Genomic DNA, 25,626 nt, shown 5'->3' with positions numbered 1-25,626 from the left:
TGGGGAAAGCCGGAGAGAAGCGGGCCGGGTCAGCCCTTGAGCCCGCCCGCGGTGAGGCCGGCCAGGATCTGGCGCTGGAACACCAGGAACAGCGCCACCATCGGCAGGCTGGCCAGCACCATCCCGGCGGTGAGCACGTTGAGCGGCATGTCGATCGCCACGCGCTGCAGCATCACCGAAAGCGTCTGCTTGCCGGTGTCCGGGAACACCAGCAGCGGCCAGATGAAGTCCTTCCACGCGGTGACGACCGCGAGGATCGACACCACGGCCAGGATCGGCCGCGAGATCGGCAGGACGATCCGCCACAGCGTGCGCACCGGCCCGGCGCCGTCGAGCCGCGCGGCTTCGATCAGCTCGTCCGGGATCCGGTCGAAAAACCGTTTCAGCACATAGACGTTGAACGCGTTCGCGGCGGCGGGCAGCCACACCGCGGCGGGGTTGTCGATCAGGTTCAGGTGCACCAGCGGCAGATCGGTGATGGTGACGTAGGTCGGCACCAGCAGCGCGGCCGCGGGCAGCATCAGGGTGGCGAGCATGAGCCCGAGGACGACGTTGCCGAACTTCGGCCGCAGCTTCGACAGCGCGAACGCGGCGGGGACATCGATCGCGAGCTGCGCCAGCCACGCCCCGCCTGCGACGACCAGGGTGTTGAGGAAGTACTTCCCGAGGCTGAGCCGGTCCCAGGCCTCGCCGAACGTCTCCGGATGCCACTCGTGCGGGACGAGCGTGGCCGGGGTCTGCGCCAGTTCCTGCGGCGTCTTCATCGCCCCGGTCACCGCCCAGTACAGCGGGAACAGGAACGCGAGCACGAACACCAGAAGCGTGCAGGCGAAGACGACGCCGTACACCGCCTTGCCGCGGCGGCTGCGGAGCGCGCCGGGGGAGACGAGCGTCCTCATGCCTGGTCCGCCTTCCTGGTGAGCCGGACGTACAGCGCCGAGAACGCGCCGAGCGCCACGAACAGCAGCAGGCTCATTGCGCTCGCCGAGCCGAAGTCGTTGTAGACGAAGGCGTAGCGGTAGAGCAGCAGGAGCACGGTCACCGTGGAGTCGTCCGGGCCGCCGCCGGTCATCACGTACGGTTCGGTGAACACCTGCATGGTGGCGACAACCTGCAGCAGCAGGAGCATCAGCAGCACGAACCGGGTCTGCGGGAACGTCACGTGCCGCAGCCGCTTCCACATCCCGGCCCCGTCGAGTTCGGCGGCCTCGTACAGCTCGCCGGGGATGGTGCCGAGCGCGGCCAGGTAGATCAGCGTGGTGCTGCCCATGTTCGCCCACGTCGAGACGAACACCAGCGACAGCATCGCGGTGCCGCTCGAATCCAGCCACTGCGGGCCGGACAGTCCCACCGCGCCGAGCGCGGAGTTGAACAGGCCGGAGCCCGGGTCGTAGAACCACTTCCACATCAGCGCGGTCACCACCGGCGGCAGCATCACCGGCAGGTACACCGCGAGCCGGAAGAACGCCCGGGCGTGCCGCATCTCGTTGAGCAGCACCGCGGTCAGGAACGGCACCGCGAAGCCGAAAACCAGCGCGAGACCGGTGAACAGCAGCGTGTTCCGCCAGGCGACGCCGAAGAGCGGGTCCGCGAACAGCCGGGCGAAGTTGTCGATGCCGACCCACGTGGGCGGGTTGACGAAGTCGACCTGCTGGAAGCTCAGCAGCACGCCGCGCACGATCGGGTACCAGGAGAACAGCGCGAACACGAGCAGCGCGGCGCAGAGCAGGCCGTACGCGGTGAGGTTTTCCTTGAGCGCGCGGCGCAGCCTGGCCCGGCGGCGGGCGGCGGGGGAGGCGGCCGGCCGCCTGGCCGGCGACGAGGACGTCGCGGGCCAGGCGAGCAGGCTACTTGACCTGGGCGAGGACACTGGTGACCTTGGCCGCCGCGGACGAGAGCTGCTGGTCGATATTCGCGTTCCGATCGGTGAGCACCGCCTGCATCACGCTGTCGAGGATCGCGTAGACCTGCTGTGCGTTCGGCGGTTCGACGCTGCCCTTGATCGTGCCCGTGGTATCCACATAGGACTGGTAGTTCTTCGCGGGAACGTTGGCGTACTTGGCTTTCAGCGCCAGCTGCTGCTCGCGCACCGCGCCCTGCCAGACGTCCGGGGTCGGCTCGGCGGGCAGGCCGACCGGCTGCTTGCCGTCCACGTACTGCTTGATGTGCTTCTCGAAGCGGTCCGGGTTGAGGTACTTCCACTGGATCCATTCGAGGCCCGCCTTGATCTTCTCCGGCGACGCCTTCGGGTTGATCATGTAGCCCTCGCCGCCGAGCAGCGTGCCCTTGCCGTCCGGCATCCCGGCGATGCCGTAGTCCTCGTACTTGCCGTTGAACTGCTTGACGAGCACGGGGACGTTGTCCGGGGCGGCCATGTACATGCCGAGCTGGCCCGCGCCCATCATCCGCTGGACGTCCTGGGCTTCCAGCAACTGCTTGCTGCCCATGGCATCGTCGGTCCAGCGCAGGTCGTGGAGCATGGTGAGAGCGGCTTTGCCCTTCTCGTTGTCGAAGTCGGCGACCCACTTGCTGCCGTCCTTGCGCGCGACGGAGCCGCCCATCGAGGCCAGCCAGCCAGTGAGGTGCCAGCCGCCCTGGTTGTTCTTGCTGTAGTCGGCGTACCCGACGATTCCGTTGCCCAGTGCGGAAATCTTCTTCGCGGCGGCGCGCACCTCGTCCCAGGTCCGCGGCGGCTTGTCCGGATCGAGCCCGGCCTTCTGGAACAGCGGGCGGCTGTAGAGCAGGCCCATCGTGTAGTTCATCGTCGGCAGGCCGTAGAGCTTGCCGTTCGCGCCGCGGAAGTTGTCGAGCAGCTCCGGCTTGAGGTCGTTGACGTGCGGGACTTTCTTGACCGCCTCGGTGATGTCCGCGGCCTGGTGCCGGGCGATGATCTGGGCGGGATCGGTGAAATAGACGTAGTAGACGTCTTCGAGCTGCCCGCCGGCCAGCTTCGCGCCGAACGTCTTCGGGTCCATGAACCCTTCGTGCGGCTCGATCTTGACGTTCGGGTGCGCCGCCTCGAACTCCTTGACGTCGGCGTCGAACACGCCGCGTTCGAACGGCTGGCTGGTCGGCGGCTGGCCGGTGACGGTGATCGTGACCTTGCCCCCGGCGGAGCCGCCCGGATCCGCGCCGCTCCCGCAGGCGGTCGTGCCCAGCGCCAGGCCGACTGCGGCGAGCAGCGCGAACATCCGGCGGGGAGCGGCGGGGGACCAGGGTCTGCTCATCTCAAGCCTCATCTCGCGGGGACAGCAGGTGACGGCGGTCACCATAAGGCCGCGAAGGCTGAGTGCGCAAGAAGTGGACTGGAAGGCGCAAGATGTGGACAGGTGGGGTCGTGAGTGGCAATCCCGGTTCTAGCCGGGATTGCCACTCACGACCCGCTCCGGCGAGCAGTCGATCCGCGCACCACCAGCTCCGGGGCGAACAGCAGCTCCTCCACCGCCACCTCGCCGCCGTTGATGCGTTTCACCAGCAGTTCGACCACCGCGCGGCCCATCGCCTCGATCGGCTGGCGCGTGGTGGTCAGCGGCGGGTCGGTGCAGTTCATCAGCGCCGAATCGTCGTAGCCGACCACGGAGATGTCGCCCGGCACGGACAGGCCCTGCCGCCGGGCCGCGCGGATCGCGCCCAGTGCCAGCGGATCGCTCGCGCACAGCACCGCCGTCGCTCCGCGCGGGTACAGCCGGGCCGCGGCCGCGTGCCCGCCCTCGATGGAGAACATCCCGTGCTCCACCAGTTCGTCCAGCACCGGGAGCCCGAGTTTCGCGGCGTGCACCCGGAACGCCTCGAGCTTGCGCCGCGACGGCACGTGGTCGCTCGGCCCCAGCACCAGGCCGATCTTCTCGTGGCCGAGCGAGCTCAGGTGTCCGACGGCCTGCTCCACGGCCACCGCGTCGTCGCACGAAACCTGCGGCAGGCCGAGGTGGCCGACTGCCGCGTTGATCAGCACCGTCGGCAGCCTGCGCTCCACGAGATGGTGGTAGTGCGTGTGCGCGGCGTCGGCCTGCGCGTACATCCCGCCGGCGAACACCACGCCGGACACCTGCTGCTGCAGCAGCATCTCGACATACTCCGCCTCCGACACCCCGCCCGCGGTCCGCGTGCACAGCACCGGCGTGAAGCCCTGCTGGGCCAGCGCGTTGCCCATGACCTCGGCCAGCGCCGGGAAAATCGGGTTCTGCAGCTCCGGCAGCACGAGCCCGACCAGCCGGGCGCGCTCGCCGCGCAGCTGGGTCGGCCGCTCGTAGCCCAGCACGTCCAGCGCGGTGAGCACGGCGGCCCTGGTGCTCGCGGACACCCCGGCCTTGCCGTTGAGCACCCGGCTGACCGTGGCTTCGCTGACCCCGACCTGGCGGGCTACTTCGGCAAGACGACGTGTCATGAGAGAAAGTTACCGCAAACGAGCGCAAATTTCCGACTGGGCGTGCCTGAGCTGTGCAAGCGGAGAGAAAGCGCTGGTGGCGCGCGGTGCGCTGGCGGAAACATCGTTGACTTCCCGTCGTCATTCGGTTGTAATTCTTGAACGAATCAGTGAAAATCCCTGACTAGATCCGAGCCGCTCCTCAACGAAGAGGTGCCATGCCGACTGTTCCGTGCTGTTCCCGTGCGCCCCCGGACGGGTTCGCCGCCCGTCCGCTCCCCGGTCCCCGTCGTCCCGCGCCGCGCGGGGCGTTCTCGAGCACGTCGTCTCCCTCCTCCTTGGATCAGAGGAAACCCATGAGAACGAAGCGACTCCTCACTCGCGTCGCGACCTGCGCCCTGTCCTTGCTGCTGGCCGCGCCCGCCTGGCCGGCGACCAGCGCGTCGGCCGAAACCCCGGTCCGGCCCGCCGCGCAAGCCGCCACCGCGACGTACACCGCCAGCAGCCAGCTCCCCGGCTACCCCGTCGCCACCGTCGGCGACGGCGACCGCGCCACCTACTGGGAGAGCGCGAACAACCAGTTCCCCCAATGGATCCAGGCCGATCTCGGCACGACGGCGAACGTCGCCCAGCTCGTGCTCAAGCTGCCCGCGAACTGGGAGGCCCGCACCCAGACCTTCGCGGTGCAGGGCAGCGCGAACGGCGCGAGCTTCAGCGATCTCGTGCCGTCGGCCGGCTACCGGTTCGACCCGGCGACCGGCAACACCGTCACGGTGAACCTCACCGCCAGCACCCGCTACGTGCGGCTGAATGTCACGGCCAACACCGGCTGGCCTGCCGCGCAGCTGTCGGAGTTCGAGGTGCACGGCCCAGCCGGAGGCGACACGCAGCCGCCGTCCGCGCCCGGCAACCTCGCCTACACCGAGCCCGCGAGCGGACAGATCCGGCTGACCTGGTCGGGCTCGACGGACAACCTCGGCGTCACCGGTTACGACGTGTACGCCAACGGCCAGCTCCGCGGCAGCGTCGCCGGGGATGTGCTTACCTACACCGACAATCAGCCCGCCAGCGCGAGCGTCGCCTACTACGTGCGCGCCCGCGACGCAGCGGGCAACCAGTCGGCCAACAGCGCCACGGTGACCCGCAACGGCACCCAGAGCGGCACGAATCTCGCGCTGCGCAAGCCAATCACGGCTTCGTCGACCCAGCAGACGTATGTCGCGGCGAACGCCAACGACGACTCGGTGACCACGTACTGGGAGGGGAGCGGGGCGTACCCGAACCTGCTGACCGTGGCGCTCGGTTCGCACGCTGACCTCGACCGGGTCGTCGTGAAGCTCAACCCGGACCCGGCGTGGAGCGCGCGGACCCAGACGATCGCCGTCGAGGGCCGAGACCAGGGCGCGGCTGACTTCACCACGCTGGTGGCCGCGCAGACGTACCGGTTCGACCCCGCGAGCGGCAACATCGTCACCATCCCGGTCAGCGGCCGCGCCAGTGACGTCCGCCTGCGCTTCACCGCGAACTCCGGCGCGAGCGGTGGCCAGGCCGCGGAGTTCCAGGTCTTCGGCGTTCCCGCGCCGAATCCGGATCTGACGGTTTCCGGGGTCTCCTGGTCGCCGGAGAAGCCGGTGGAGACCGACGCGATCACCGCGTCGGCGACGGTCCGCAACGCCGGCACGGCGGCCTCGGCCGCGACCGACGTGAACCTCTACCTGGGCAAGACGAAGGTCGGCACGGCGGCGGTCGGCGCGCTCGCGGCCGGAGCGTCCACGACGGTGTCGGCGAACATCGGCACCCGGGACGCCGGCGACTACGACGTGACCGCGAAGGTCGACGAAGCCAACACCGTTGTCGAACAGAACGAGGACAACAACTCCTACACCAGTTCGACGCCGCTGACCGTCAGTCCGGTGCAGAGTTCCGACCTCGTCGCGGCTACAGCGTGGTCGCCGAACAACCCGTCCGCGGGCAACTCCGTCGCCTTCACCGCGACACTGCGCAACCAGGGCACGGTCGCTTCCTCGGCGGGCACGCACGGCGTCACGGTGACGATCGCCGACCAGACCGGGACGGTCGTCAAAACGCTGAGCGGTTCCTACTCCGGTGTTCTCGCCCCAGGAGCGACTGCGCCGGTGGCAGTCGGCGGCTGGACGGCGGCCAACGGCCGGTACGCGGTGAAGACCGTCGTCGCGAACGACGCCAACGAGTTGCCTGCTAAGCAGGGCAACAACAGCAGCACGCAATCGCTGTTCGTCGGCCGCGGCGCGAACATGCCGTACGACATGTACGAGGCCGAGGACGGCGTCGTCGCGGGCGGTGCGTCGGTGATCGGTCCGAATCGGACGATCGGCGACCTCGCGGGCGAAGCGTCGGGCCGCAAAGCCGTGACCCTCAACGCGACCGGCTCGTCGGTGGAGTTCACCACCCGCGCGGCGACCAACACTCTTGTCACGCGGTTCTCGATACCGGACGCCGCGGGCGGCGGCGGGCAGAACTCGACACTGAACGTGTACGTCGACGGCACCTTCCTCAAAGCCATCGACCTCACCTCGCACTACGCGTGGCTCTACGGTCCGGAAGCTTCCCCAGGAAACTCGCCGGGCGCGGGACCGGCGCGCCACATCTACGACGAGGCCAGTCTCCTGCTCGGCACGACGGTGCCCGCCGGGCACAAGATCAAGCTGCAGAAGGACGCGGCGAACAGCGCGAACTACGCGATCGACTTCGTGAACTTCGAGCTGGCCGCCGCGACGGCGAACCCGGATCCGGCGCACTACGCGGTCCCGGCCGGGTTCACGCAGCAGGACGTGCAGGCCGCGCTGGACAAGGTCCGCCAGGACCCGAACCTCACCGGCGTCTACCTTCCCGCCGGGCAGTACCCGGTGTCCGGCAAGTTCACCGTGTACGGCAAGCCGGTCACGGTGCTCGGCGCCGGGCCGTGGTTCACCAGGTTCACCGCGCCCGCCGGACAGGAGAACACCGACATCGGCTTCGACGCGCAGGCGAGCGCGAGCGGGTCGACGTTCAGCGGGTTCGCCGTGTTCGGGAACTACACCTCCCGCATCGACGGCCCGGGCAAGGTCTTCAACTTCACCGGCGTCACGAACATGACCATCGACAACATCTGGGTGGAGCACCAGATGTGCCTGCTCTGGGCGACCAATGTGGACAACTCGACGGTGAAGAACACCCGCATCCGCGACACGTTCGCCGACGGCGTCAACTTCACCAACGGCAGCACCGGCAACCACGTCACCAACAACGAGGCCCGCTCCACCGGCGACGACAGCTTCGCGCTGTTCGCCGCCACGGACCTCAACCAGGGCAACCAGTACGACAACGTGTTCGAAAACCTCACCGTGCTGCTTCCGTGGCGCGCGGCGGGCCTCGCGGTGTACGGCGGGTACAACAACACCTTCCGGAACCTCTACATCGCGGACACCTTGACGTACTCCGGGATCACGCTCAGCTCGCTCGACTTCGGCTATCCCTTCCTCGGGTTCGGGCCGCAGCCGACGACCGTCCAGAATGCCTCGCTGGTCCGCGCCGGCGGCCATTTCTGGGGCAAGCAGACGTTCCCGGCGATCTGGATGTTCTCCGCGTCCAAGGAGTTCCGCGGCATCCGGCTGTCCGACGTGGACATCCAGAGCCCGACCTACAGCGGCATCATGTTCCAGACCAAGTACACCGGCGGCCAGCCGGAGAACCCGGTCCAGGACACGACGCTCGCGAACGTGTCGATCAGCGGGGCGCACCGCAGCGGCGACGAGTTCGACGCCAAGTCCGGGATCGGGATCTGGGCCAACGAGCTGCCGGAACCCGGTCAGGGCCCGGCCGTCGGCTCGGCGACGTTCACCGGGCTCGCCTTGAGCGACAACGACCAGGACATCCGGAACACGACGAGCACCTTCGTCATCAACCGGAACTGACCGCGAGTGCCCGCCGGTCGCCCCGGCGGGCACTCGCCCTTCCTCCGCCGTCTCAAAGAAGAGAAGAGGCCATGACACGTCTGCGTTTGCCCCGCCTCGTCGCGGGTTTCATCGCCGCAGGGCTGTTTGCCGGGGGTCTTTACCCCGCTTCCGCCGCTGGCGGCCCGTCGCCAGGGCCCGCTGCCAGCGCCGCCGCCGATGTGCCGTTGACGCGCACGGTGTCGGCGAGCAGCGTCCAGCCCGGCTATCCCGTCGCCAACGCCTTTGACGGGAATCAGGCCACCTACTGGGAATCGGCCAACAACGCGTTTCCCCAGTGGATCCAGGCCGACCTCGGCTCGGCCAAGCCCTTGTCGCGGCTCGTGCTGAAACTGCCCGCCTCGTGGGAATCCCGCACCCAGACGCTCACCGTGCGCGGCAGCACCGACGGCACGTCGTTCACCGACCTCGTCCGGTCGACCGGGTACACCTTCGCCTCCGGCATGGTCACGATTCCGGTGACCGCCTCCGCCCGCTACGTGCGGCTGGACGTCACCGCGAACACGCAGTGGCCCGCCGCGCAGCTCTCGGAGTTCGAGCTGTACGGCCCGGACACCGGCGACACGCAAGCGCCGACCGCGCCCGGGAACGTCGCGCTGACCGAACCCGGCTCCGGGCAGGTCAAGCTGACCTGGTCGCCGTCGACCGACAACGTCGGCGTGACCGCTTACACCGTCTACCGCGACGGCACGCCCGTCACCACGGTCACCGGCACCGCCTTCACGGAGACCCGGCCTGCGGGCACGCGGATCGAGTACTTCGTGCGCGCCAAGGACGCCGCCGGGAACGAGTCCGCGGACAGCAACCACGTCGTCCGCGCCGGGACGCAGACCGGCCAGAACCTCGCCGCGGGCAAGCCGATCGAAGCGTCCTCGACGGTCGGTTCGTTCGCGGCCGCCAACGCGAACGACAACAACCTCGGTACTTATTGGGAGTCTTCCGCAGGCTACCCGAACACCCTGACAGCGAAGCTCGGCGCCGACGCTGACCTCGACTCGATCGTGGTGAAGCTCAACCCGGACCCGATCTGGGCCGCGCGGACGCAGAACTTCGAAATCCTCGGCCGCGCCCAGGGAGCCGCCGAGTTCACCAAGTTGTCGCCGCGGGCCGATCACCGCTTCGACCCGGCCAGCCAGAACACTGTGACCGTCCCGGTCACCGGCCGCGCCGCCGACGTGCGGCTGCGGTTCTTCGCCAACTCCGGCGCACCGGGCGGGCAGGCCGCCGAGTTCCAGGTGTTCGGCACTCCCGCGCCAAACCCGGACCTGACCGTCACCGGCACGGCGTGGACCCCGGAGAACCCGACCGAAAGCAGCGACCTCGCCGTGTCGGCAACCGTCCGGAACGCGGGCTCCGCCGACGCGGCCGCCACCACGGTCAACGTCAGCCTCGGCGGCACCGTCGTCGGAGCCGCGCCGGTCGGCCCGCTCGCCGCCGGCGCGTCCACCACGGTGACGGTGAAGGCGGGCAAACGGCCGCAGGGCACCTACCGCGTGGCCGCCACCGTCGACCCGGCCAACATGGTGATTGAGCAGGACGACACCAACAACACCTTCACCTCGCCGACGCAGCTGGTGATCGCGCAGGCACCGGGACCGGACCTGGAAATCACCGGCATCACGTCGAACCCGCCGAACCCGGCCGTCGGAGCGGCAGTGACGTTCACCGTCGCCGTGCACAACCGCGGCACGAGCGGCGCGGGAGCCTCCACGACCCGCCTGACCGCCGGCGCGACCACGTTGACCGCCGAGGCCCCGGCGATCGCCGCCGGTGCCACGGAGAACGTCGCGATGCCCGGCACCTGGACCGCCGCCAACGCGACGCTCACCGCGACGGCGGACGCGACCGACACCGTCGAAGAGACCAACGAAGCCAACAACGGCCTCTCTCGGGCGATGGTGGTGGGCCGCGGCGCTGCGGTGCCGTATGTCGAGTACGAGGCGGAATCCGCGCAGTACCAAGGCGAGCTGCTGGAGACCGACCCGCTCCGCACCTTCGGGCACACGAACTTCGCGACCGAGTCCTCCGGCCGAGAGTCCGTGCGGCTGGCGAACCAGGGCCAGTACGTGGAGTTCACCTCGACAAACCAGTCGAACTCGATCGTGGTCCGCAACTCGATCCCCGACGCGCCCGGCGGCGGCGGACAGGACGCGACGATCAGCCTGTACGTCAACGGAACCTTCGCGCAGAAGCTGAACCTGTCGTCGAAACACAGCTGGCTCTACGGCAGCACCGACGACCCCGAAGGCCTGACGAACACGCCGGGAGCCAACGCGCGCCGGCTGTTCGACGAGTCGCACGCCCTGCTGTCGCAGTCGTACCCGCCGGGCACGAAGTTCAAGCTGCAGCGCGACAGCGGCGACACCGCGGCGTTCTACGTCATCGACCTGATCGACCTCGAACAGGTCGCGCCGCCCGCCCAGAAACCGGCGGACTGCACGTCGATCACCGAGTACGGCGCCGTGCCCGACGACGGCAAGGACGATTCCGAGGCGATCCAGCGCGCGGTCACCGACGACCAGAACGGCGTGATCAGCTGCGTCTGGATCCCGCCGGGCCAGTGGCGGCAGGAACGCAAGATCCTGACCGACGACCCGAACGTCCCCAACGGCGGCGGGCAGTACAACCAGATCGGCATCTCGAACGTCACCGTCCGCGGTGCCGGGATGTGGCATTCGCAGCTGTACTCGCTGATCCAGCCGCAGGACGCGGGCGGCATCAACCATCCGCACGAGGGCAACTTCGGCTTCGACATCGACAAGAACGTCCAGATCTCCGACCTCGCGATCTTCGGCTCCGGCCGGATCCGCGGCGGGGACGGCGGCGCGGAAGGAGGCGTCGGGCTGAACGGCCGGTTCGGCACCGGCACGAAGATCTCGAACGTGTGGATCGAACACGCGAACGTGGGCGTGTGGGTCGGCCGGGACTACAGCAACCTCCCGGCGCGGTGGGGCCCGGCCGACGGCCTGGAGTTCAGCGGCATGCGGATCCGGGACACCTACGCCGACGGCATCAACTTCACCAACGGCACCCGGAACTCGCGGGTGGCGAACTCGTCGTTCCGGACCACCGGCGACGACTCGCTCGCGGTGTGGGCGAACCAGTACGTGAAGGACCCGGCGGTGGACATCGCGCACGACAACGCGTTCGTGAACAACACGATCCAGCTGCCGTGGCGCGCGAACGGGCTGGCGATCTACGGCGGGTACGGCAACAAGATCGAGAACAACCTGGTGTCGGACACGATGAACTACCCCGGCATCATGCTGGCCACTGATCATGACCCGCTGCCGTTCTCCGGGCAGACGCTGATCGCGAACAACGCCCTGTACCGCTGCGGCGGCGTGTTCTGGGGCGAACAGCAGAAGTTCGGCGCGATCACGTTCTTCGCGCAGGGCAAGGACATCCCGGGGGTGACGCTGCGCGACACGGAGATCCACGACTCCACCTACGACGGCATCCAGTTCAAGACCGGCGGCGGCGCGATGCCGGGGGTGGCGATCAGCAACGTGAAGATCGACAAGTCGAACAACGGGGCGGGAATTTTGGCGATGAGCGGCGCGCGGGGCAGCGCGACGTTGACGAACGTGGCGATCACCGGTTCGGCGGCGGGGGACATCGTCCGGGAGCCGGGTTCGCAGTTCACGATCACCGGCGGTCCGGTTCCGGTGGTGGTGCGGCGCGGGGCGCGGTAGCGGGGGAGCGGTCCGGTGCCGGGGACGGGTGGTGTCCCCGGTACCGGGTCGGCGTGTGCGAGCGAGTGGTGCTGGTGGCTGTGCGGCGCTGACGGATGTGGTGGCTCGGGTTCGGCGGCGGGGGACATCGTGCGGGAGCCGGGTTCGCAGTTCGCGACCGCCGATGGGCTGGTTCCGGTGGTGGCGTGGTAGCAGGCGAGCGGCGTCTCCGGTGCCGAACCGACGTCTGCGATGAGCGGCGCGCGGGGCAGCGCGACGTTGACGAACGTGGCGATCACTGGCTCGGCGGCGGGAGACATTGTCCGGGAGCCGGGTTCGCAGTTCACGATCACCGGCGGCCCGGTTCCGGCGGTGGTGCGGCGCGGGGCGCGGTAGCGGGGGAGCGGTCCGGTGCCGGAGACGAGCGGCGTCTCCGGCACCCGGCCGGAATTGCCTGCCGCTACGGTGTCGAAATCCCGTCGCCAGGTTCGTACCTCCCGGTGAACGGCCATCCGACCAGGAGGAGAACGAGACCATGGCGAACACCGGCGAGATCAACGAAGAGTTCACCGCGACCCTGCGCAAGAGCCCGGCCAAGGGCGGCCACACCTACCTGGTCTGGCCCGGCTCGGCCGAGTTCTTCGGCACCCGCGGCCTGGTGAAGGTGCGCGGGACCGTCGACGGCGAGCCGTTCCGCAGCTCCTTCATGGCGCTCGGCGACGGCACCCACAAGCTCCCGGTCAACGCCACGATCCGGAAGGCGATCGGCAAGGAAGCGGGGGACACCGTGACCGTCGTCCTGCTGGAACGGCTCGCCCGCTGAGCGTTGGGCTCTTCGGGTGGTCGTCCCGGCCGCCGGCGAACGCCGTCCCGTCCCCCGTGCGTGACCCAAGGAGAAGTGTGCGCACGGAACTCATGGGGGAGACATGGGGAGTATCAACGGCCGTCCGGAACTGCCGGTCATCGAAGCCGAAGCACCCGAGGAATACGCGCCCGCGGCGGAAACGGCGGACACGTTCGATCCGCACCAGCGATGGAGCCGTCTCGTCGGCGGAGGCGACGGCGTCGTCTACGCGGTCCAGTCGGACGGCGCTCTGTACTGGTACCGCCACCGCGGCTGGCCCACCGCCACCTACCAGTGGGCCAACTACGGGTCCGGGGTGCAAATCGGGTCCGGGTGGCAGGACTTCGTCACCGTGCTCGGCGACCTGAACGGCGTCCTTTACGGCGTGCGCGGGGACGGGACCGTGCTGTACTACCAGCGGATCGTGTCCAATATGGACACTGGCGCGGGCACGTGGGCCAACAACGGCACCGGAGTCGTCGTGGGGACCGGATTCAACGCCTTCCCGCGGATTTTCGGCGGACCGGGCGGCGTGATCTGGTGCGTGGACGCCGACGGAATCCTGTACCGGTCACGGCGGATCAACGGCACTTTCGAAACACCGAAGCCGCTCGGCAACGGATTCAACATCCCGCGCTATCTGTTCTCCGACACCGGAAATGTCGTCTACACCGTCAGCGGCACCGGCTCGCTCAGCTGGTTCCGCTACCGCGACGGCACCGGATGGTCGAACGGCGGGCAGCCCGTCGTGATCGGCGACAACAACTGGTTCGAGCTGTTCCGCCGCGACCTGTTCGCCGGCGGCGGCAACGGCGCGGTCTACCTGATCCGGATCGACCAGTCCACGGTGCCGGGCGACGACGGCGACCTCGTCGAGCTGCGGCTCACCAACCACGAGACCGTCGACACCGACGGCGGGCCGCGGTGGATCAACAACGCGACTGGCGTCGTGGTCGGGCGAGGCTTCACCGTCGAACGCAGCGCCGGGCTCCAGGGGTACCCGCAGCGGCAGAGCGTGCCCGCCGGCGGCCGGGTGTCGATCGCGCTGTCCACGGCGTTCAGCGAGGTCACCGCGCAGCTCGTGCGCGTCGCGCCCGGCGGGGACACGCCGGTCGCGGTCACCGGGATCACCACCGTCGCCGGGGGCATCCAGCGGGTGGCCGCGGACTACCGCTCCGCCGGATGCGGCTGGGCCGAGCGCTACGCCGCCGACCTCCCGACGAGCTGGCCGTCGGGGGTGTACGCCGCGCGGCTGACCGGCCGGTTCGACCGGGTGCAGCACATCCCGTTCGTGGTGCGGCCGGCGACGCCCGCGCAGAAAATCGCCGTGGTGCTGCCGACCAACACCTACCACGCGTACAACGGCTGGGGCGGCCACGACCAGTACTCCGAGGGCCAGATCGGCGTCCGGCGCGCGATCTCGTTCCTGCGGCCGAGCTACACCTGGCAGACCGCGCCGAGCGGCCAGTACGACCTGTATTTGTACAGCGACCTGGAACTGCTGCGCTGGCTGAGCGGCGAGCAGATCGGCTTCGACTGCTACACCGACCACGACCTGCACACCGGCGGCTGGCTCGCGGCGTACCGCGCGATCGTGCTCGGTTCGCACCCGGAGTATTTCTCGATGGCCATGCGCACCAACCTGGCGGACTACCTCGCGGCCGGGGGCAGCGTCATCGGCACCGGCGGCAACCAGATCTACGAACGCGCGGAGTTCGACGCCGCCGGCACCACCCTGACCTTCCGCGCCGCCGACGGCAGCCGCGACCTGTTCCGCGAGCACTACGGCCTGCCGGAGTCCCAGCTGCTCGGGGTGAACTACGAGTACCAGGGCTGGATGACGTTCGCGCCGTACCGCGTGCTGCGCGACCACCCGTTCCTCGCCGGCACCGGACTGACGGTGGGCAGCGAGTTCGGCGCGCACGGCCGCAACGGCGCCGCGAGCGCCTGGGAGTTCGACACCCTCCAGGGCCTCGACGGCGAGGTCCGGCCGGACGAGGTCATCGCGCGGGGCACGAACCCGACCGACCGCGCGGGCGCCGCGATGGTGTGCAAGGAGCTGCCGGGCGGCGGTTTCGCGTTCAGTGCGTCGTCGATGACCTTCAACGGCGCCCTCCGGGTGGACCCGGCGGTGCGGAAGGTGTTGCGGAACGTGGTCGACCGGGCGCTCGGCAGTCCCGCTCCGCACGCCGGATAGCGGTCCGCGAGGGAAGCAGAGCGAAGGCAGGTGCGGTGGGCAGGCCTGGGCCGAAGGTCCGTGAGGGGAACCCTGAGGGAATCAGAGTCCGTGAGGGTTCCCCGCACGGACGACCCAACTCGCGCCCGCCGGACCCGCCGAGGGCGGCACCGGCCATGGTCAACCCCTCGGTCTGGGCAGGCGAGCCTCAACGGCACCCCGCACTGCCTTAAGTCCCTGGCATGGGAGTGGTCGTCCGTGAAGGACTCCTTGAGGGAATCAGATTCCCTCAAGGAGTCCTTCACGGACCGGAGGAAACGGTTTTGTGGTCATGAATCGGTCATTTCGGGTGCCCTTGCCGGGTGTCGGCGGGTGCGGCGGCCTTCACCTCCGGCTCGCCCGGGAATGCGCAGAGGTAGTTGAACGTTTGAGCATCCGTGAAGAAGATTGGCTTCCTTTCGTTCGGCCACTGGTCGGCGAGCGCGCACTCCGAGACCCGGTCGGCCGCCGACTTCCTGCACCAGTCGATCGACCTCGCGGTCGCGGCCGAGGAGCTGGGCGTCGACGGCGCGTACTTCCGCGTGCACCACTTCGCGCGGCAGGCGGGCAGCCCGTTCCCGCTGCTCGCCGCGATCGGCGCGCGGACGTCGAAGATCGAGATCGGCACCGGCGTGATCGACATGCGCTACGAGAACCCGCTGTACATGGTCGAGGACGCCGGCGCCGCCGACCTCATCTCCAACGGCAGGCTCCAGCTCGGCGTCAGCCGGGGGTCCCCCGAGCAGGTGATCGACGGCTGGCGGTACTTCGGTTACGCGCCGGCCGAGGGCGAGACCGAGGCGGACATGGCCCGCGAGCGCGTCGAGGTCTTCCTCAAGCTGCTCGGCGGCGAGGGTTTCGCGCAGCCGAACCCGCGGCCGATGTTCGCGAATCCGCCCGGGCTGCTGCGCCTCGAACCGCATTCCGAAGGGCTGCGCGACCGCATCTGGTGGGGTTCGGGCTCGAACGCGACGGCCGTCTGGGCGGCGAAACTGGGCATGAACCTGCAAAGCTCCACGCTCAAAGACGACGAAACGGGCGAACCGCTGCACGTCCAGCAGCGCAAGCAGATCGAGGCCTACCGCGAGGCGTGGAAGGAGGCCGGTCACGAGCGGGAGCCGAGGGTGTCGGTCAGCCGCAGCATTTTCGCGCTGACCAACGACCTCGACCGCGCGTACTTCGGCCGCGACCGCGACTCGCGCGACCAGGTCGGCATGATCGACGAGAACACCCGGGCGATCTTCGGCCGTTCGTACGCCGCCGAACCGGACCGGCTGGTGCGGGAGCTGAAGGAGGACGAGGCCGTCCAGGCCGCGGACACCTTGCTGCTGACCGTCCCGAACCAGCTCGGCGTCGATTACAACGCGCACGTGCTGGAAAGCATTCTGACGCACGTCGCTCCGGAGCTCGGCTGGCGCTGATCCGCGACCGGCCACAAGGGACACCCGCCGTCCTTTGTGGCCGGTTTTCCGCGCTGGCCCTGCGATTCCGCACTCCCCGTGCCGGGCGCACCGGCCGCTCCCGCTAGCATCACTGAGTTTTCAGCGCGGCGCGAAAAGGGGCGGAAAGTGGACACGGGGACGTTGAGCGGGCCGGTGCGGCCCTCCCAGTCGCCGGGCGGAGAGCGAAGACCGGCGTTCCGGCCGGACATCCAGGCTCTGCGCGCGGTGGCCGTCGGCCTCGTCGTGCTCAACCACCTGTGGCCCGCGCGCCTGAGCGGCGGCTACGTCGGCGTCGACGTCTTCTTCGTCATTTCCGGCTTCCTGATCAGCTCGCACCTGATCCGCGAGGTCGCGAGCACCGGGCGGATCCGGCTGGCGAGGTTCTACGCGCGCCGCGTGCGCCGCCTGCTGCCCGCGGCGTTCCTCGTGCTGGCCTTCATTCTCGTCGCCGCGTACCTCCTGATGCCGTTCCCGCGCTGGGAAGCCAACGCGCAGGAAGCGGTCGCGAGCGCGCTGTACTGGGAAAACTGGCTGCTCGCCGCGCATTCGGTCGACTACTCGCACCTGACCGACTCGGCGAGCCTGTCTCAGCACTACTGGTCGCTGTCGGTCGAGGAGCAGTTCTACCTGTGCTGGCCGCTGCTGCTCCTGCTGCTGTTCAAGATCCGGGCGCGGTGGGCGCGGCTGGCCGGCGTCGTGGTCGTCGGCGCCGCCTCGCTGGGGTTCAGCATCTGGTTCACCGACGTGTCCAAGAGCCAGGCGTACTTCGTGACGCCGGTGCGGGTGTGGGAATTCGCGCTCGGCGCGGTGCTGGCTTTCGGCGGCGCGAAATTCGTGCTGCCCCGGATCGCCGCGAACCTCGCCTCGCTGGCCGGCTTCGCCGCCATCGCCGTGGCCGCCGTGCTGTTCGACGGCCAGACCGCGTTCCCCGGGGCGACCGCCCTGCTGCCCGCCGTCGGCACCGCGCTGGTCATCCTCGCCGGGGCCCGCGAGGGACGGCAATGGCACACGCCGCTGTCCTCGTCGCCGCCGGTGCAATGGCTGGGGAACGTCAGCTACTCGCTCTACTTGTGGCATTGGCCGCTGATCCTGCTGGCCCCGTTCGCCTTCCCGGACGCGCTGGCCGCGGGCGCGCTGACCTGGCAGGTCAAGCTGGGCGTCGTGGCCGCGTCCCTGCTCGCGGCGTACGCGTCGAAGCGGCTCGTCGAGGACCCGGTCCGGACCTGGCGGCCGTTGAGCCGCGCCACCGGGATGACCTTCGCGAGCATGGCCGCCGGGATGCTCGTGGTGTGCGTCGCGGCGGGCGGCCTGACCTGGACGTACCAGCGGCACGTCGACCAGGCGGCCCGCGAGGTGACGGCCGAGCGGGACAGCCCCTGCCACGGCGCCAGGGCGCTGATGGCGGGCAGCGGGTGCGAGGACCCGTTCGGCCCGGCCAAGACCGTCGAAATGGGCCCGGCCAACCGCTACTACACCGCGCCCGCCGACTGCCCGCCGCTGATGTCGCAGTACTCGGCGAGCGACGGCACCAAGACCACCACCAAATGCGACTTCAGCCAGGGCGCGGCCAATCCGACGGTGGTCTGGCTGGTCGGCGACTCGCACGCCCAGCAGTGGCAGGGGCCGCTGCTGAGCATCGCGCGCAAGAACCACTGGCTGCTGTACACGAGCTACCTGGGCGGCTGCCCGTTCGCCGGCATCCGGGCCGTGCAGTACGGCCGCGAGACCGTCGCCGACCAGCGGTGCATGTCCTGGACGAAGTCGATGACCGGCGAGATCGCGGCGACGCGGCCCGCGTACGTGTTCACGTCGTTCTACAGCAGGCACGAGCCGGCCCAGGACCACAGCGGACGGTCGCAGGCGGAGCAGTACCAGGAGGGGCTGAACGCCTACTGGTCGAAGTGGACCGCCGCCGGGGCTACGGTATTCGTGCTGGCCGACCCGCCGCTCAACGGACTTGTGCGTCCGAACGACTGTGTATTGCTGAATCCGGATGACCCTCGCCAGTGCGCGGTCGACCGGTCCGTCGCGCAGCCGCCGGACCCGCTGACCGCGGCGGCCAAGGCGAGCACCGACCCGAAGGTCCGGCTGCTCGACCTGACCGACTACTTCTGCGACCAGCGGCGCTGCTACGCGGTGATCGGGAACGTCGTCGTCTACTACGACCCGAACCACCTGAACCTGGACTACAGCCTGAGCCTCGACCGGGTCATCGCCCAGGCCGCGGGCATTCCGGGCTAGCGGGAGCCGCGGCCAGCGCGGCCTCGAGGTCCTCGTCGAGGAGCCGGCGCGGGTAGGCCAGGCGCAGCAGGGGACCGGTCATCACGGTGGTCGCCACGGCGGTGAGCACCAGCAGCGAGTACAGGGTCCGGTCGAGCAGGCCCAGCTGCAGCCCGGCGCTCAGCACGATCAGCTCGGTCAGGCCGCGGGTGTTCATCAGCACCGCCAGCGTGGCCGACCGCCGCCAGTCCTCGCGGGCCAGCCGGGCCCCGGCCAGCGCGCCGGCGAACTTGCCGCCGACCGCCACCAGCAGGATCAGGCCGAACTCGCCGAGCCCGGCCAGGCCGACGCCGGACAGGTCCACCTGCAGCCCGGCCACCACGAAGTAGACCGGCAGCAGCAGCGTCGTGCCGACCTGCTCGATCCGCTGGGCCACGCCCTCGCGCACCTCGGCGACGTCCTCGGGCATGAGCAGGCCGAACAGGAACGCGCCGAACAGGAAGTGCAGCCCGGCCCATTCGGTGAACGCGCTCGAGACGAGCAGGCCGATCAGCACGGCCGCGAAGATCTCCAGGATCCAGCCGCGCCGGGCCTGCCAGCGGATCAGCCTGCCCAGCAGCGGCCGCACGACCAGGAAGCCCGCGGCCGCGAACGGCACGATCAGCAGCACCCGCCACGGATCGTGCCCGCCGCCGCCCAGCGTCATCACCGCGACCGCCAGCATCGACCAGCACAGCAGGTCGCCGACCGCGGCGCTGCCCAGCGCCAGCGCGCCGATCCGGGTCCCGCTCATCCCGCGGTCGCCGATGATCCGGGCCAGCACCGGGAACGCCGTCACTGACATCGCGGTGCCCACGTAGAGCACGAAGCCGAGGGTGTGCCCGCCGCCGTGGCGGGCCGCCAGCCACCCGGCCAGCACGGTGCCGAGCGCGAACGGCACCAGCGTCGAACCGGCGGACACGGCCGCGATCGAGCCGAGCCGCCGGCGCAGCAGCTTCCGGCTGAATTCCAGCCCGGCCAGGAACATGAACAGCACGACGCCGACGTTGGCCAGCGCGGACAGCATCGGCCGGACCCCGGCGGGGAACAGGGCGTCCGCGATCGCGCCGTGGAACAGCGTCGGCCCGAACGCGATCCCGGCGAGGATCTCGCCGATCACCGGCGGCTGGTCGAACCGCCTCGCCAGCGCGCCCATCGCCCTGGCCACGACGAGGATCACCGCGAGGTCGAGCAGCAGCGTCACCACCTGGCCGGACGTCACCGGCGCCCCCGCACGCGGAGCAGCCCCTCCTGGGCCATGGTGGCGACCAGCGCGCCGGAACGGCGGTAGACGCTCGCCCGGTTCAGCACCCGGCCGTCCGTGGCGGCGAGGCATTCCTGGTCGTAGAGCAGCCATTCGCCGGCGTCGAACCCGCCGTGCAGCCACAGCGCGTGATCGAGGCTGACCAGGTCGGCCGCCGCCGGGTCGCGGGCGCAGTCCGGAAGGAAGAACACCGGCTCGCCGATCAGCAGGTCCGCGGAGTAGACCAGCGCGCACACCGCGACCAGCGGATCGTCCGGCAGCGGTTCGGTGATGCGCAGCCAGGCGAGCTGGCGCGGCGGGACCGGACTGCGCGGCGGTGCCAGGTACGGCGGCGGCTCGACGTGCCGCAAGTCGACAGTCTCGGGCAGGACCCGCGATCCGGGCACCTCCGCCCCCGCCGTGGCGAAACGCTCGCCGAGGGTGGGCAGGTCTTCCGGCGGGACGGTGATCGGACGGGCCGAGGTGTACTGGCTGCTGTCGCGGCGCCGCTGACCGGCCACCGTCACGGCGCACACTTCGCGATCGCCCTGCCGTGCGGACACCTGTCGCAGGCCGCTGGCCAGCCCGTCCCGGACCCGCCGGACCGCGTACTCCGTCTGCCGTTCCGGATCGGCGCGGTTGACGAAGACGGCGTGTACCGAGTGGACGGACGCGCGTTCCGGCATGGTGCGCCCGGCCGCGGCGATCGACTGGGCCAGCAGCAGACCGCCGAAGGCGCGGTGCCTCGGCCACGGCTGCGGCTGGCCCGCGAAGCAGTCGCCGGGGAACTCGTCCACGTCGAGCAGTTTCGCCAGCGTGGCACCGGATTCGGCGCGGACTGCGTGCTCGGTCACGGCCGCGCCCCTGATTCGGCGCACCACAGATCGATTCGCCCGGCGAGCAGGTGGGTGCGGACGATGTCGTGGGCGGCCCGGAACCGGCTCAGCATCACCGGTCTGCCGGTTTCCCGGCGCACCAGGTCGGCGGTTTCCAGCGCCGCCGCCAGCGCGGGCGGACCGTCGTCGGCGGCGAGGTCGACGAGGTCGCACCAGCCCGCTGCGCACAGTTCGCGCAGCCGGGCGAGCAGCGCTGGGGGAGGCAGGTCGGCCGTGCTCGCCAAGGTGGAGCGGATGGCGAGCACCGTGTCTTCCGGGCGGTCGAGGTCGCGCAGCGCAGCGGTCATCCGCCGCGCGTTGGCGCGTTCCTCGGCGGGATCTTCCCGGTACGGGCCAAGGTCGACGCTGATCACCTTGGCTCCGGCGAAATCCGCCGACCACGCGGGATCGTCGGCCAGCCGCGTCGGGTCGACTACCGCGATGGGCACCATCAGCGACCCGGGTGCTTCCACGGCCAGCCTGCCCGCCAGCCGCACCGGGCCCACGGTGAGCGGCAGGTCGAGAAGATCGCGATCGGACAGTGGACCGGCCAGCGCTTCGGTCGCGTCTTCGGCGAGCTGGCTGGCTTCGGCGGTCAAGGTGGCCAGGGGGACGCTGTTCGCGCGCGTCAGCAGATGCACGGCGAACTGCGCGGGCGGCTTGTTCAGGTGGCTGGGCGCGTCCTCGAACCAGCGCATGCTGCGCTCGCCGGCGGACTGCAGCTCGCCGGTGCTGGGCAGCCTGCGGCGCTGGTACTCGGCCAGCGCGGGGGCCAGTTCGTCGTGCCGGGCCAGCGAGCGCGCGAGGTAAAAGCCGTCTTCGAGAGCCATGCGCGTGCCGGAGCCGACCGAGTAGTGCACGGTGTGCGCCGCGTCGCCGATCACCACGACGTTCCGGTGCACGCAGTTTCGCAGCTGCACCACCGGAAACCGCTCCCAGCGCAGGCCGTTGGCCCGCAGCGCCTGCCCGCCGAGGTGGTCGGCGAACACCTCGGCCCACTGCGTCAGCCCCCGCTCCGGGCCATCGCCTGGCACCTCGACGACGAACGTGCTGAGCCCGTCCTCGTGCGGATAGCCGTGCGCCACCACGACCCCGTGCTCGGTGCGTTCGAAGACGAACGTCATCGCGTCGAAGCTGGCCGTCGTGCCCAGCCAGGCGAATTTCGACCGTCCATAACGGACAGTCGCACCCAGCTCTTCGGCCAGCTGCCCGCGGATCTGGCTGTGCGCCCCGTCCGCGGCCACGACCAGGTCGTGCTCGCCGCGCAGGTCGTCGAGCGTTGCCGGGGTTTCGTAGCGGAGGTCGACGCCGACCGCGGCGGCCCGCCCGGCCAGCGCGCCGAGCAGCCGGTGCCGGGACAACGCGGCGTACCCGTGCCCGGGTATCCGGTACCGCGCGCCGCCTGCCCGGATTTCCACGTCGTCCCACCGGGTCTGGTTCGCCAGCAGCGCGCCCAGCTCCGGGGCGAGGTACTCGATGGTGCGCACCGCGACGTCGGAGAACACGACGCCGTAGCCGTAGGTGACGTCCTTGGGCGCGCGCTCGTAAACCAGCACCTGCCAGCCGGGCCGGGCCAGCTTGATCTGGGTGGCCGCGAGCAGCCCCGCCGGGCCGGCGCCGACGCAGGCCACCGACCGGGCGGTCACGGCAGGCCCCCGACGAGCGGCAGCGTGCCCTCCTCGATCCGCCTGCGCAGTTCCGGACGGCGGATCTTCCAGGTCGAGGTGGCAGGCAGGTCGCGCCACCGCACCTGCAGCGGGTCGGCCAGCCCGGCGAACTCGGCGCTGGACTCCCGCCACCGCACCGGGTCCAGCGGCCGGTCGTCGCGGGTGCACACCACCGGGGTCGGCGTGCCCTCCGCCGACCGCACCACCACGATCTCCACCAGTTCGGGCAGCCTGCTCAGCAGCGTGTCCTCGATGGACAGGGTGCTGTCCACCCCGTCGATCCGGTCGACCTCGCGGTCCAGCAGGTACAGCGCGCCGAAGCGGCCGCGCCTGCCGACGTCGCCGAGTTCCCACCAGCCGTCGGAAAACCGCCGTTCGTACTGCTCCTGTTCGCCGATGATGCCGATCGCCCGGCCGCGCGCCCTGGCGTAGATCCGGCCCGGCCGGTCCGGCCCGTCCTCGTGCACGACCTTGATCCGCACACCGGTGACTGGGTAGCCGACGCACCGGGTGCCGTAGCGGCGCAGCATCCACCTCGTGCCGACGAACCCGACGATGCCGCCGAGTTCGGATTGCCCGTAGCCGTTGGAGAACAGCGGCAGCCGACGGCGCGAGGCGTCCAGCAGCCGCAGCATGATCTGCGGGTGCAGCGCGTCGAAGGTGCTGCGGAACAGCCGGATGCCCGCCAGCGGTTCGCGCGGGTCGCCAGCCAGCTCGCCCCAGCGCTGCAGCACGTTCGGATACGCCTCGACCACCTCGGGCTGCACTCGCAGGAGCATCTCGGCGGCGTTGCCCGGCTCGGGGTCGGTGACGAACGCGATGGTCTGCCCGATCCGCCCGGCGATCGCCAGCATCGGCCAGATCCGCACGTGCGCGAAGGAGGCGCAGGTGGCGAGCGGGCCGGTCAGCCGCAGGACCCGGGCGCGCCGGATCTGCGGCCGGTAGTGCCAGTACAGGCTCCGCGCGGACTGCACGACGAGCTTGGGCAGACCGGTGGTGCCGGAGCTGTGCGTGACCAGCGCGGGTTCGTCGCGCGACTTGACTCGGGGGAATGGCCGCCCGTCCGGGGCGAGGCTGTCGAGCGCGGTGGTGCCCGGGCGCGCTCCGGAGGTGGTGAGGACGCCGGTCACCTGGTCCGCCACCGGCACGCCGGCCAGTTCGCCGTCCAGCTTGGCCGGGTCGGTGACCAGGAACGCGGGCCGGTCCAGTGCGGCCAGCAGCGCGTGCGCCGTCGCTCCGTCCGAAGTGGACGCGAGCATGACCGGCACCGCGCCGAGCCGGGACGCGGCGCATGCGACGAGCACGAGGTCGAACCTGTGGGTGGCGTAGACGGCGACGTAGTGGCCGGGGGTCACGCCTGCTGTCCGCAGCCGTCCGGCGAGGTCGTCGACCAGCGCGGCCAGCGTGGCGAAGGTGAGCGCACGCCCGGCTTCGGGGTACAGCGCGAGGTCGTGGTCGAGGACGACCCTTGCGGCCGGATGGTGCTTCGCTCCGGTCGCGAAGACCCGGCCCGGGTCGAGGCCGCGAAATCTGGTCGCGCACAACGATTTCAGGTTCACGCGGAAGCTCCGTTCGGCCTGGTCAGTTCGCGGCGCAGCACTTTCCCCGCGCCGTTGCGGGGGAGTGCCTCGACGAAATCGATGCGGGCGGGCTGTTTGTAGGACGCGAGCCGCTCGCGCAGATGCTTCGCGATCTCCCGGCGGGACAGCACCGCGCCGGGCTCGGCCACCACGTACGCCACCGGGACCTCGCCCCAGGTCTCGTCCGGCACCCCGGCCACCGCGACCTCGCGCACCTGCGCGAGCTGGCCGACGACCTGCTCGATTTCGGCCGGGAACACGTTCTGCCCGCCCCGCTTGATCAGGTCCTTGCTGCGGCCGCGCAGGTGCACGTAGCCGTGCTCGTCCATCAGCCCGAGGTCGCCGGTGCGCACCCAGCCGCCGTCGAGCACCTCCCCGGTCGCGCCGGGATCGGCGACGTAGCCGGTCATCCGCCCCGCCGAACCGACGACGATCTCGCCGGTTTCGCCGAGCGGAAGCGGGTGCCCGTCCGGGCCGCGGATGCCGACCCGGATGCCCGGCACGGCGCGTCCGCTGGATTCCAGCGGGACGTCCCGCGTCGCGTCAGTCCCGTCCCAGAGCCAGGTGCAGAACGTGCCGCCGGCCTCGGTCATCCCGTACACGTTGCGGAAGGCACAGCCGAAGGTGCGCGCCGCGTCGGCCAGCAGCTTCGCCGTGATCGGTGACGCGCCGAAGAGGATCTCGCGCAAAGCCGGCAACGGCACCGGTTCGGTCGCGGACGCGGTGACCAGGAACCGCAGCATGTGCGGCACCAGCCAGATGTGCGTGATGTCGTGTTCGGCGAGTGCGCGCAGGACCGTCCGCGGCTGGAATTCGCGCTGCACGAACACCGTCGCGCCGGCGGCGAGGTAGTGGAAGGTGAGCGTGATTCCGCCGTGCGACAGCGAATTGAGGTTGAGGAACCGGATCCGGTCGTCGGCTTTCACCTCGGCCAGCCAGGACAGCGTCGCCTGGCGGAGCGCGCCCGAAGTCTGTGCGACGCCCTTCGGCAACCCGGTGGTGCCCGAGGTGAGCAGCACGGTCAGCGTGTCGTCCATGCCCGTCGCCGGGGCGGGCGGTGGCTCGCCGGTCGTCATCGCCCGCTGGAATTCGTTGTCCTCAAAGGAAGTCGTGGAACCGGTGGGGAGGCCCAGGCGGCTCAGCGCTTCGGCTTCGCCCAGCACGTGCGCGATGTCCAGCCGCTTGCCGACTTCGCCGTACTCGGCCGCTGGCATGGCGTGGTTGACCGGCACGAACGGCGCGCCGAGATAGGCGAGAGCGAAGTAGGACACCAGGACTTCGCTCCGGTTGCGGGAGTACACCGCGACGCGATCGCCGAGGCCGATTCCCTGGCTGGCCAGGCAGGCCGCCACCCCGCTGGCAGCCGCGCGCAGTTCGCGCCAGGTCAGCACCCGGCCGTTCTCGGCCAGCGCGGGCGCGTCGCCTCGCTGCTGGCAGTGCCGGTCGAGGATTTCGCTGAGCCACATCTGGTTCCCCCCAACGCCTCCGGCGGG

Annotated in this window: 16 protein-coding genes; 7 read left to right on the top strand and 9 right to left on the bottom strand. The window is 70.3% G+C overall.

The features are described 5' to 3' along the window. Positions 1 to 29: 29 nt before the first annotated feature. The 4 genes from ACFSVL_RS08610 to ACFSVL_RS08595 all read right to left on the bottom strand — a co-directional run bounded on the left by ACFSVL_RS08610 (position 30) and on the right by ACFSVL_RS08595 (position 4,384). Positions 30 to 899, bottom strand: a complete 870-nt coding sequence (locus tag ACFSVL_RS08610) for a carbohydrate ABC transporter permease (protein ID WP_378302187.1) — start codon at positions 897 to 899, stop codon at positions 30 to 32. Beyond that, entirely contained in the window at positions 896 to 1,870 is a 975-nt protein-coding gene (locus ACFSVL_RS08605; RefSeq protein WP_378302185.1) for a carbohydrate ABC transporter permease, read from the bottom strand. The genes ACFSVL_RS08610 and ACFSVL_RS08605 overlap by 4 nt, the downstream gene beginning before the upstream one ends. Then, positions 1,848 to 3,227, bottom strand: coding sequence for an ABC transporter substrate-binding protein (locus ACFSVL_RS08600; RefSeq protein ID WP_378302183.1), 1,380 nt, complete (start codon positions 3,225 to 3,227; stop codon positions 1,848 to 1,850). The genes ACFSVL_RS08605 and ACFSVL_RS08600 overlap by 23 nt, the downstream gene beginning before the upstream one ends. A 146-nt stretch (positions 3,228 to 3,373) precedes the next feature. Further along, positions 3,374 to 4,384: a LacI family DNA-binding transcriptional regulator gene (locus ACFSVL_RS08595; protein ID WP_378302181.1), complete on the bottom strand. Its 1,011-nt coding sequence runs from the start codon at positions 4,382 to 4,384 to the stop codon at positions 3,374 to 3,376. 335 nt (positions 4,385 to 4,719) lie between these two features. Here ACFSVL_RS08595 and ACFSVL_RS08590 point away from each other — a divergent pair, with 335 nt between their 5' ends. From ACFSVL_RS08590 to ACFSVL_RS08560, 7 genes are all read left to right on the top strand, one after another. Further along, a complete protein-coding gene (locus tag ACFSVL_RS08590) occupies positions 4,720 to 8,295 on the top strand; it encodes a discoidin domain-containing protein (protein WP_378302179.1) in 3,576 nt (1,191 codons plus the stop codon). 71 nt (positions 8,296 to 8,366) lie between these two features. Beyond that, complete coding sequence (locus tag ACFSVL_RS08585; protein WP_378302177.1) at positions 8,367 to 12,029, top strand: CARDB domain-containing protein; 3,663 nt, start codon at positions 8,367 to 8,369, stop codon at positions 12,027 to 12,029. A gap of 231 nt (positions 12,030 to 12,260) precedes the next feature. Further along, a complete protein-coding gene (locus tag ACFSVL_RS08580) occupies positions 12,261 to 12,404 on the top strand; it encodes a hypothetical protein (RefSeq protein ID WP_378302175.1) in 144 nt (47 codons plus the stop codon). Between the two features lie 139 nt (positions 12,405 to 12,543). Next, entirely contained in the window at positions 12,544 to 12,831 is a 288-nt protein-coding gene (locus tag ACFSVL_RS08575; RefSeq protein WP_378302173.1) for a DUF1905 domain-containing protein, read from the top strand. A 103-nt stretch (positions 12,832 to 12,934) separates the two neighbouring features. After that, positions 12,935 to 15,049, top strand: a complete 2,115-nt coding sequence (locus ACFSVL_RS08570; RefSeq protein ID WP_378302171.1) for a N,N-dimethylformamidase beta subunit family domain-containing protein — start codon at positions 12,935 to 12,937, stop codon at positions 15,047 to 15,049. 416 nt (positions 15,050 to 15,465) lie between these two features. Next, positions 15,466 to 16,488, top strand: a complete 1,023-nt coding sequence (locus ACFSVL_RS08565; RefSeq protein WP_378302169.1) for an LLM class flavin-dependent oxidoreductase — start codon at positions 15,466 to 15,468, stop codon at positions 16,486 to 16,488. Between the two features lie 147 nt (positions 16,489 to 16,635). Next, the gene (locus ACFSVL_RS08560; RefSeq protein WP_378302167.1) at positions 16,636 to 18,750 is read left to right on the top strand and encodes an acyltransferase family protein; all 2,115 of its coding nucleotides are present in this window, start codon (positions 16,636 to 16,638) and stop codon (positions 18,748 to 18,750) included. On the opposite strand, the gene ACFSVL_RS08555 is transcribed toward ACFSVL_RS08560, so the two are convergent. The 5 genes from ACFSVL_RS08555 to ACFSVL_RS08535 are packed head-to-tail and all read right to left on the bottom strand — an operon-like array spanning position 18,719 to position 25,599. Beyond that, positions 18,719 to 19,990, bottom strand: coding sequence for a cation:proton antiporter (locus ACFSVL_RS08555; RefSeq protein ID WP_378302165.1), 1,272 nt, complete (start codon positions 19,988 to 19,990; stop codon positions 18,719 to 18,721). The genes ACFSVL_RS08560 and ACFSVL_RS08555 overlap by 32 nt on opposite strands. Beyond that, complete coding sequence (locus ACFSVL_RS08550; protein WP_378302163.1) at positions 19,987 to 20,865, bottom strand: acyl-CoA thioesterase; 879 nt, start codon at positions 20,863 to 20,865, stop codon at positions 19,987 to 19,989. Before ACFSVL_RS08550 ends, ACFSVL_RS08555 begins: the two co-directional genes overlap by 4 nt. Then, positions 20,862 to 22,532 (bottom strand): FAD-dependent monooxygenase, encoded by a 1,671-nt coding sequence (locus tag ACFSVL_RS08545; protein ID WP_378302161.1) that lies wholly within the window; start codon positions 22,530 to 22,532, stop codon positions 20,862 to 20,864. Before ACFSVL_RS08545 ends, ACFSVL_RS08550 begins: the two co-directional genes overlap by 4 nt. Continuing rightward, on the bottom strand, positions 22,529 to 24,112 hold the full coding sequence (locus ACFSVL_RS08540; RefSeq protein WP_378302159.1) for a class I adenylate-forming enzyme family protein: 1,584 nt from the start codon (positions 24,110 to 24,112) through the stop codon (positions 22,529 to 22,531). The genes ACFSVL_RS08545 and ACFSVL_RS08540 overlap by 4 nt, the downstream gene beginning before the upstream one ends. Continuing rightward, positions 24,109 to 25,599 carry a class I adenylate-forming enzyme family protein gene (locus tag ACFSVL_RS08535; RefSeq protein ID WP_378302157.1) on the bottom strand — a complete coding sequence of 497 codons (1,491 nt, stop codon included), beginning with the start codon at positions 25,597 to 25,599 and terminating at the stop codon, positions 24,109 to 24,111. Before ACFSVL_RS08535 ends, ACFSVL_RS08540 begins: the two co-directional genes overlap by 4 nt. Between the last annotated feature and the right edge of the window lie 27 nt (positions 25,600 to 25,626).

It is taken from the genome of Amycolatopsis silviterrae, assembly GCF_042684085.1.
In the GTDB taxonomy this organism is placed as follows: Bacteria; Actinomycetota; Actinomycetes; order Mycobacteriales; family Pseudonocardiaceae; genus Amycolatopsis; species Amycolatopsis silviterrae.
This window is presented reverse-complemented; position numbering and strand designations above follow the sequence as displayed.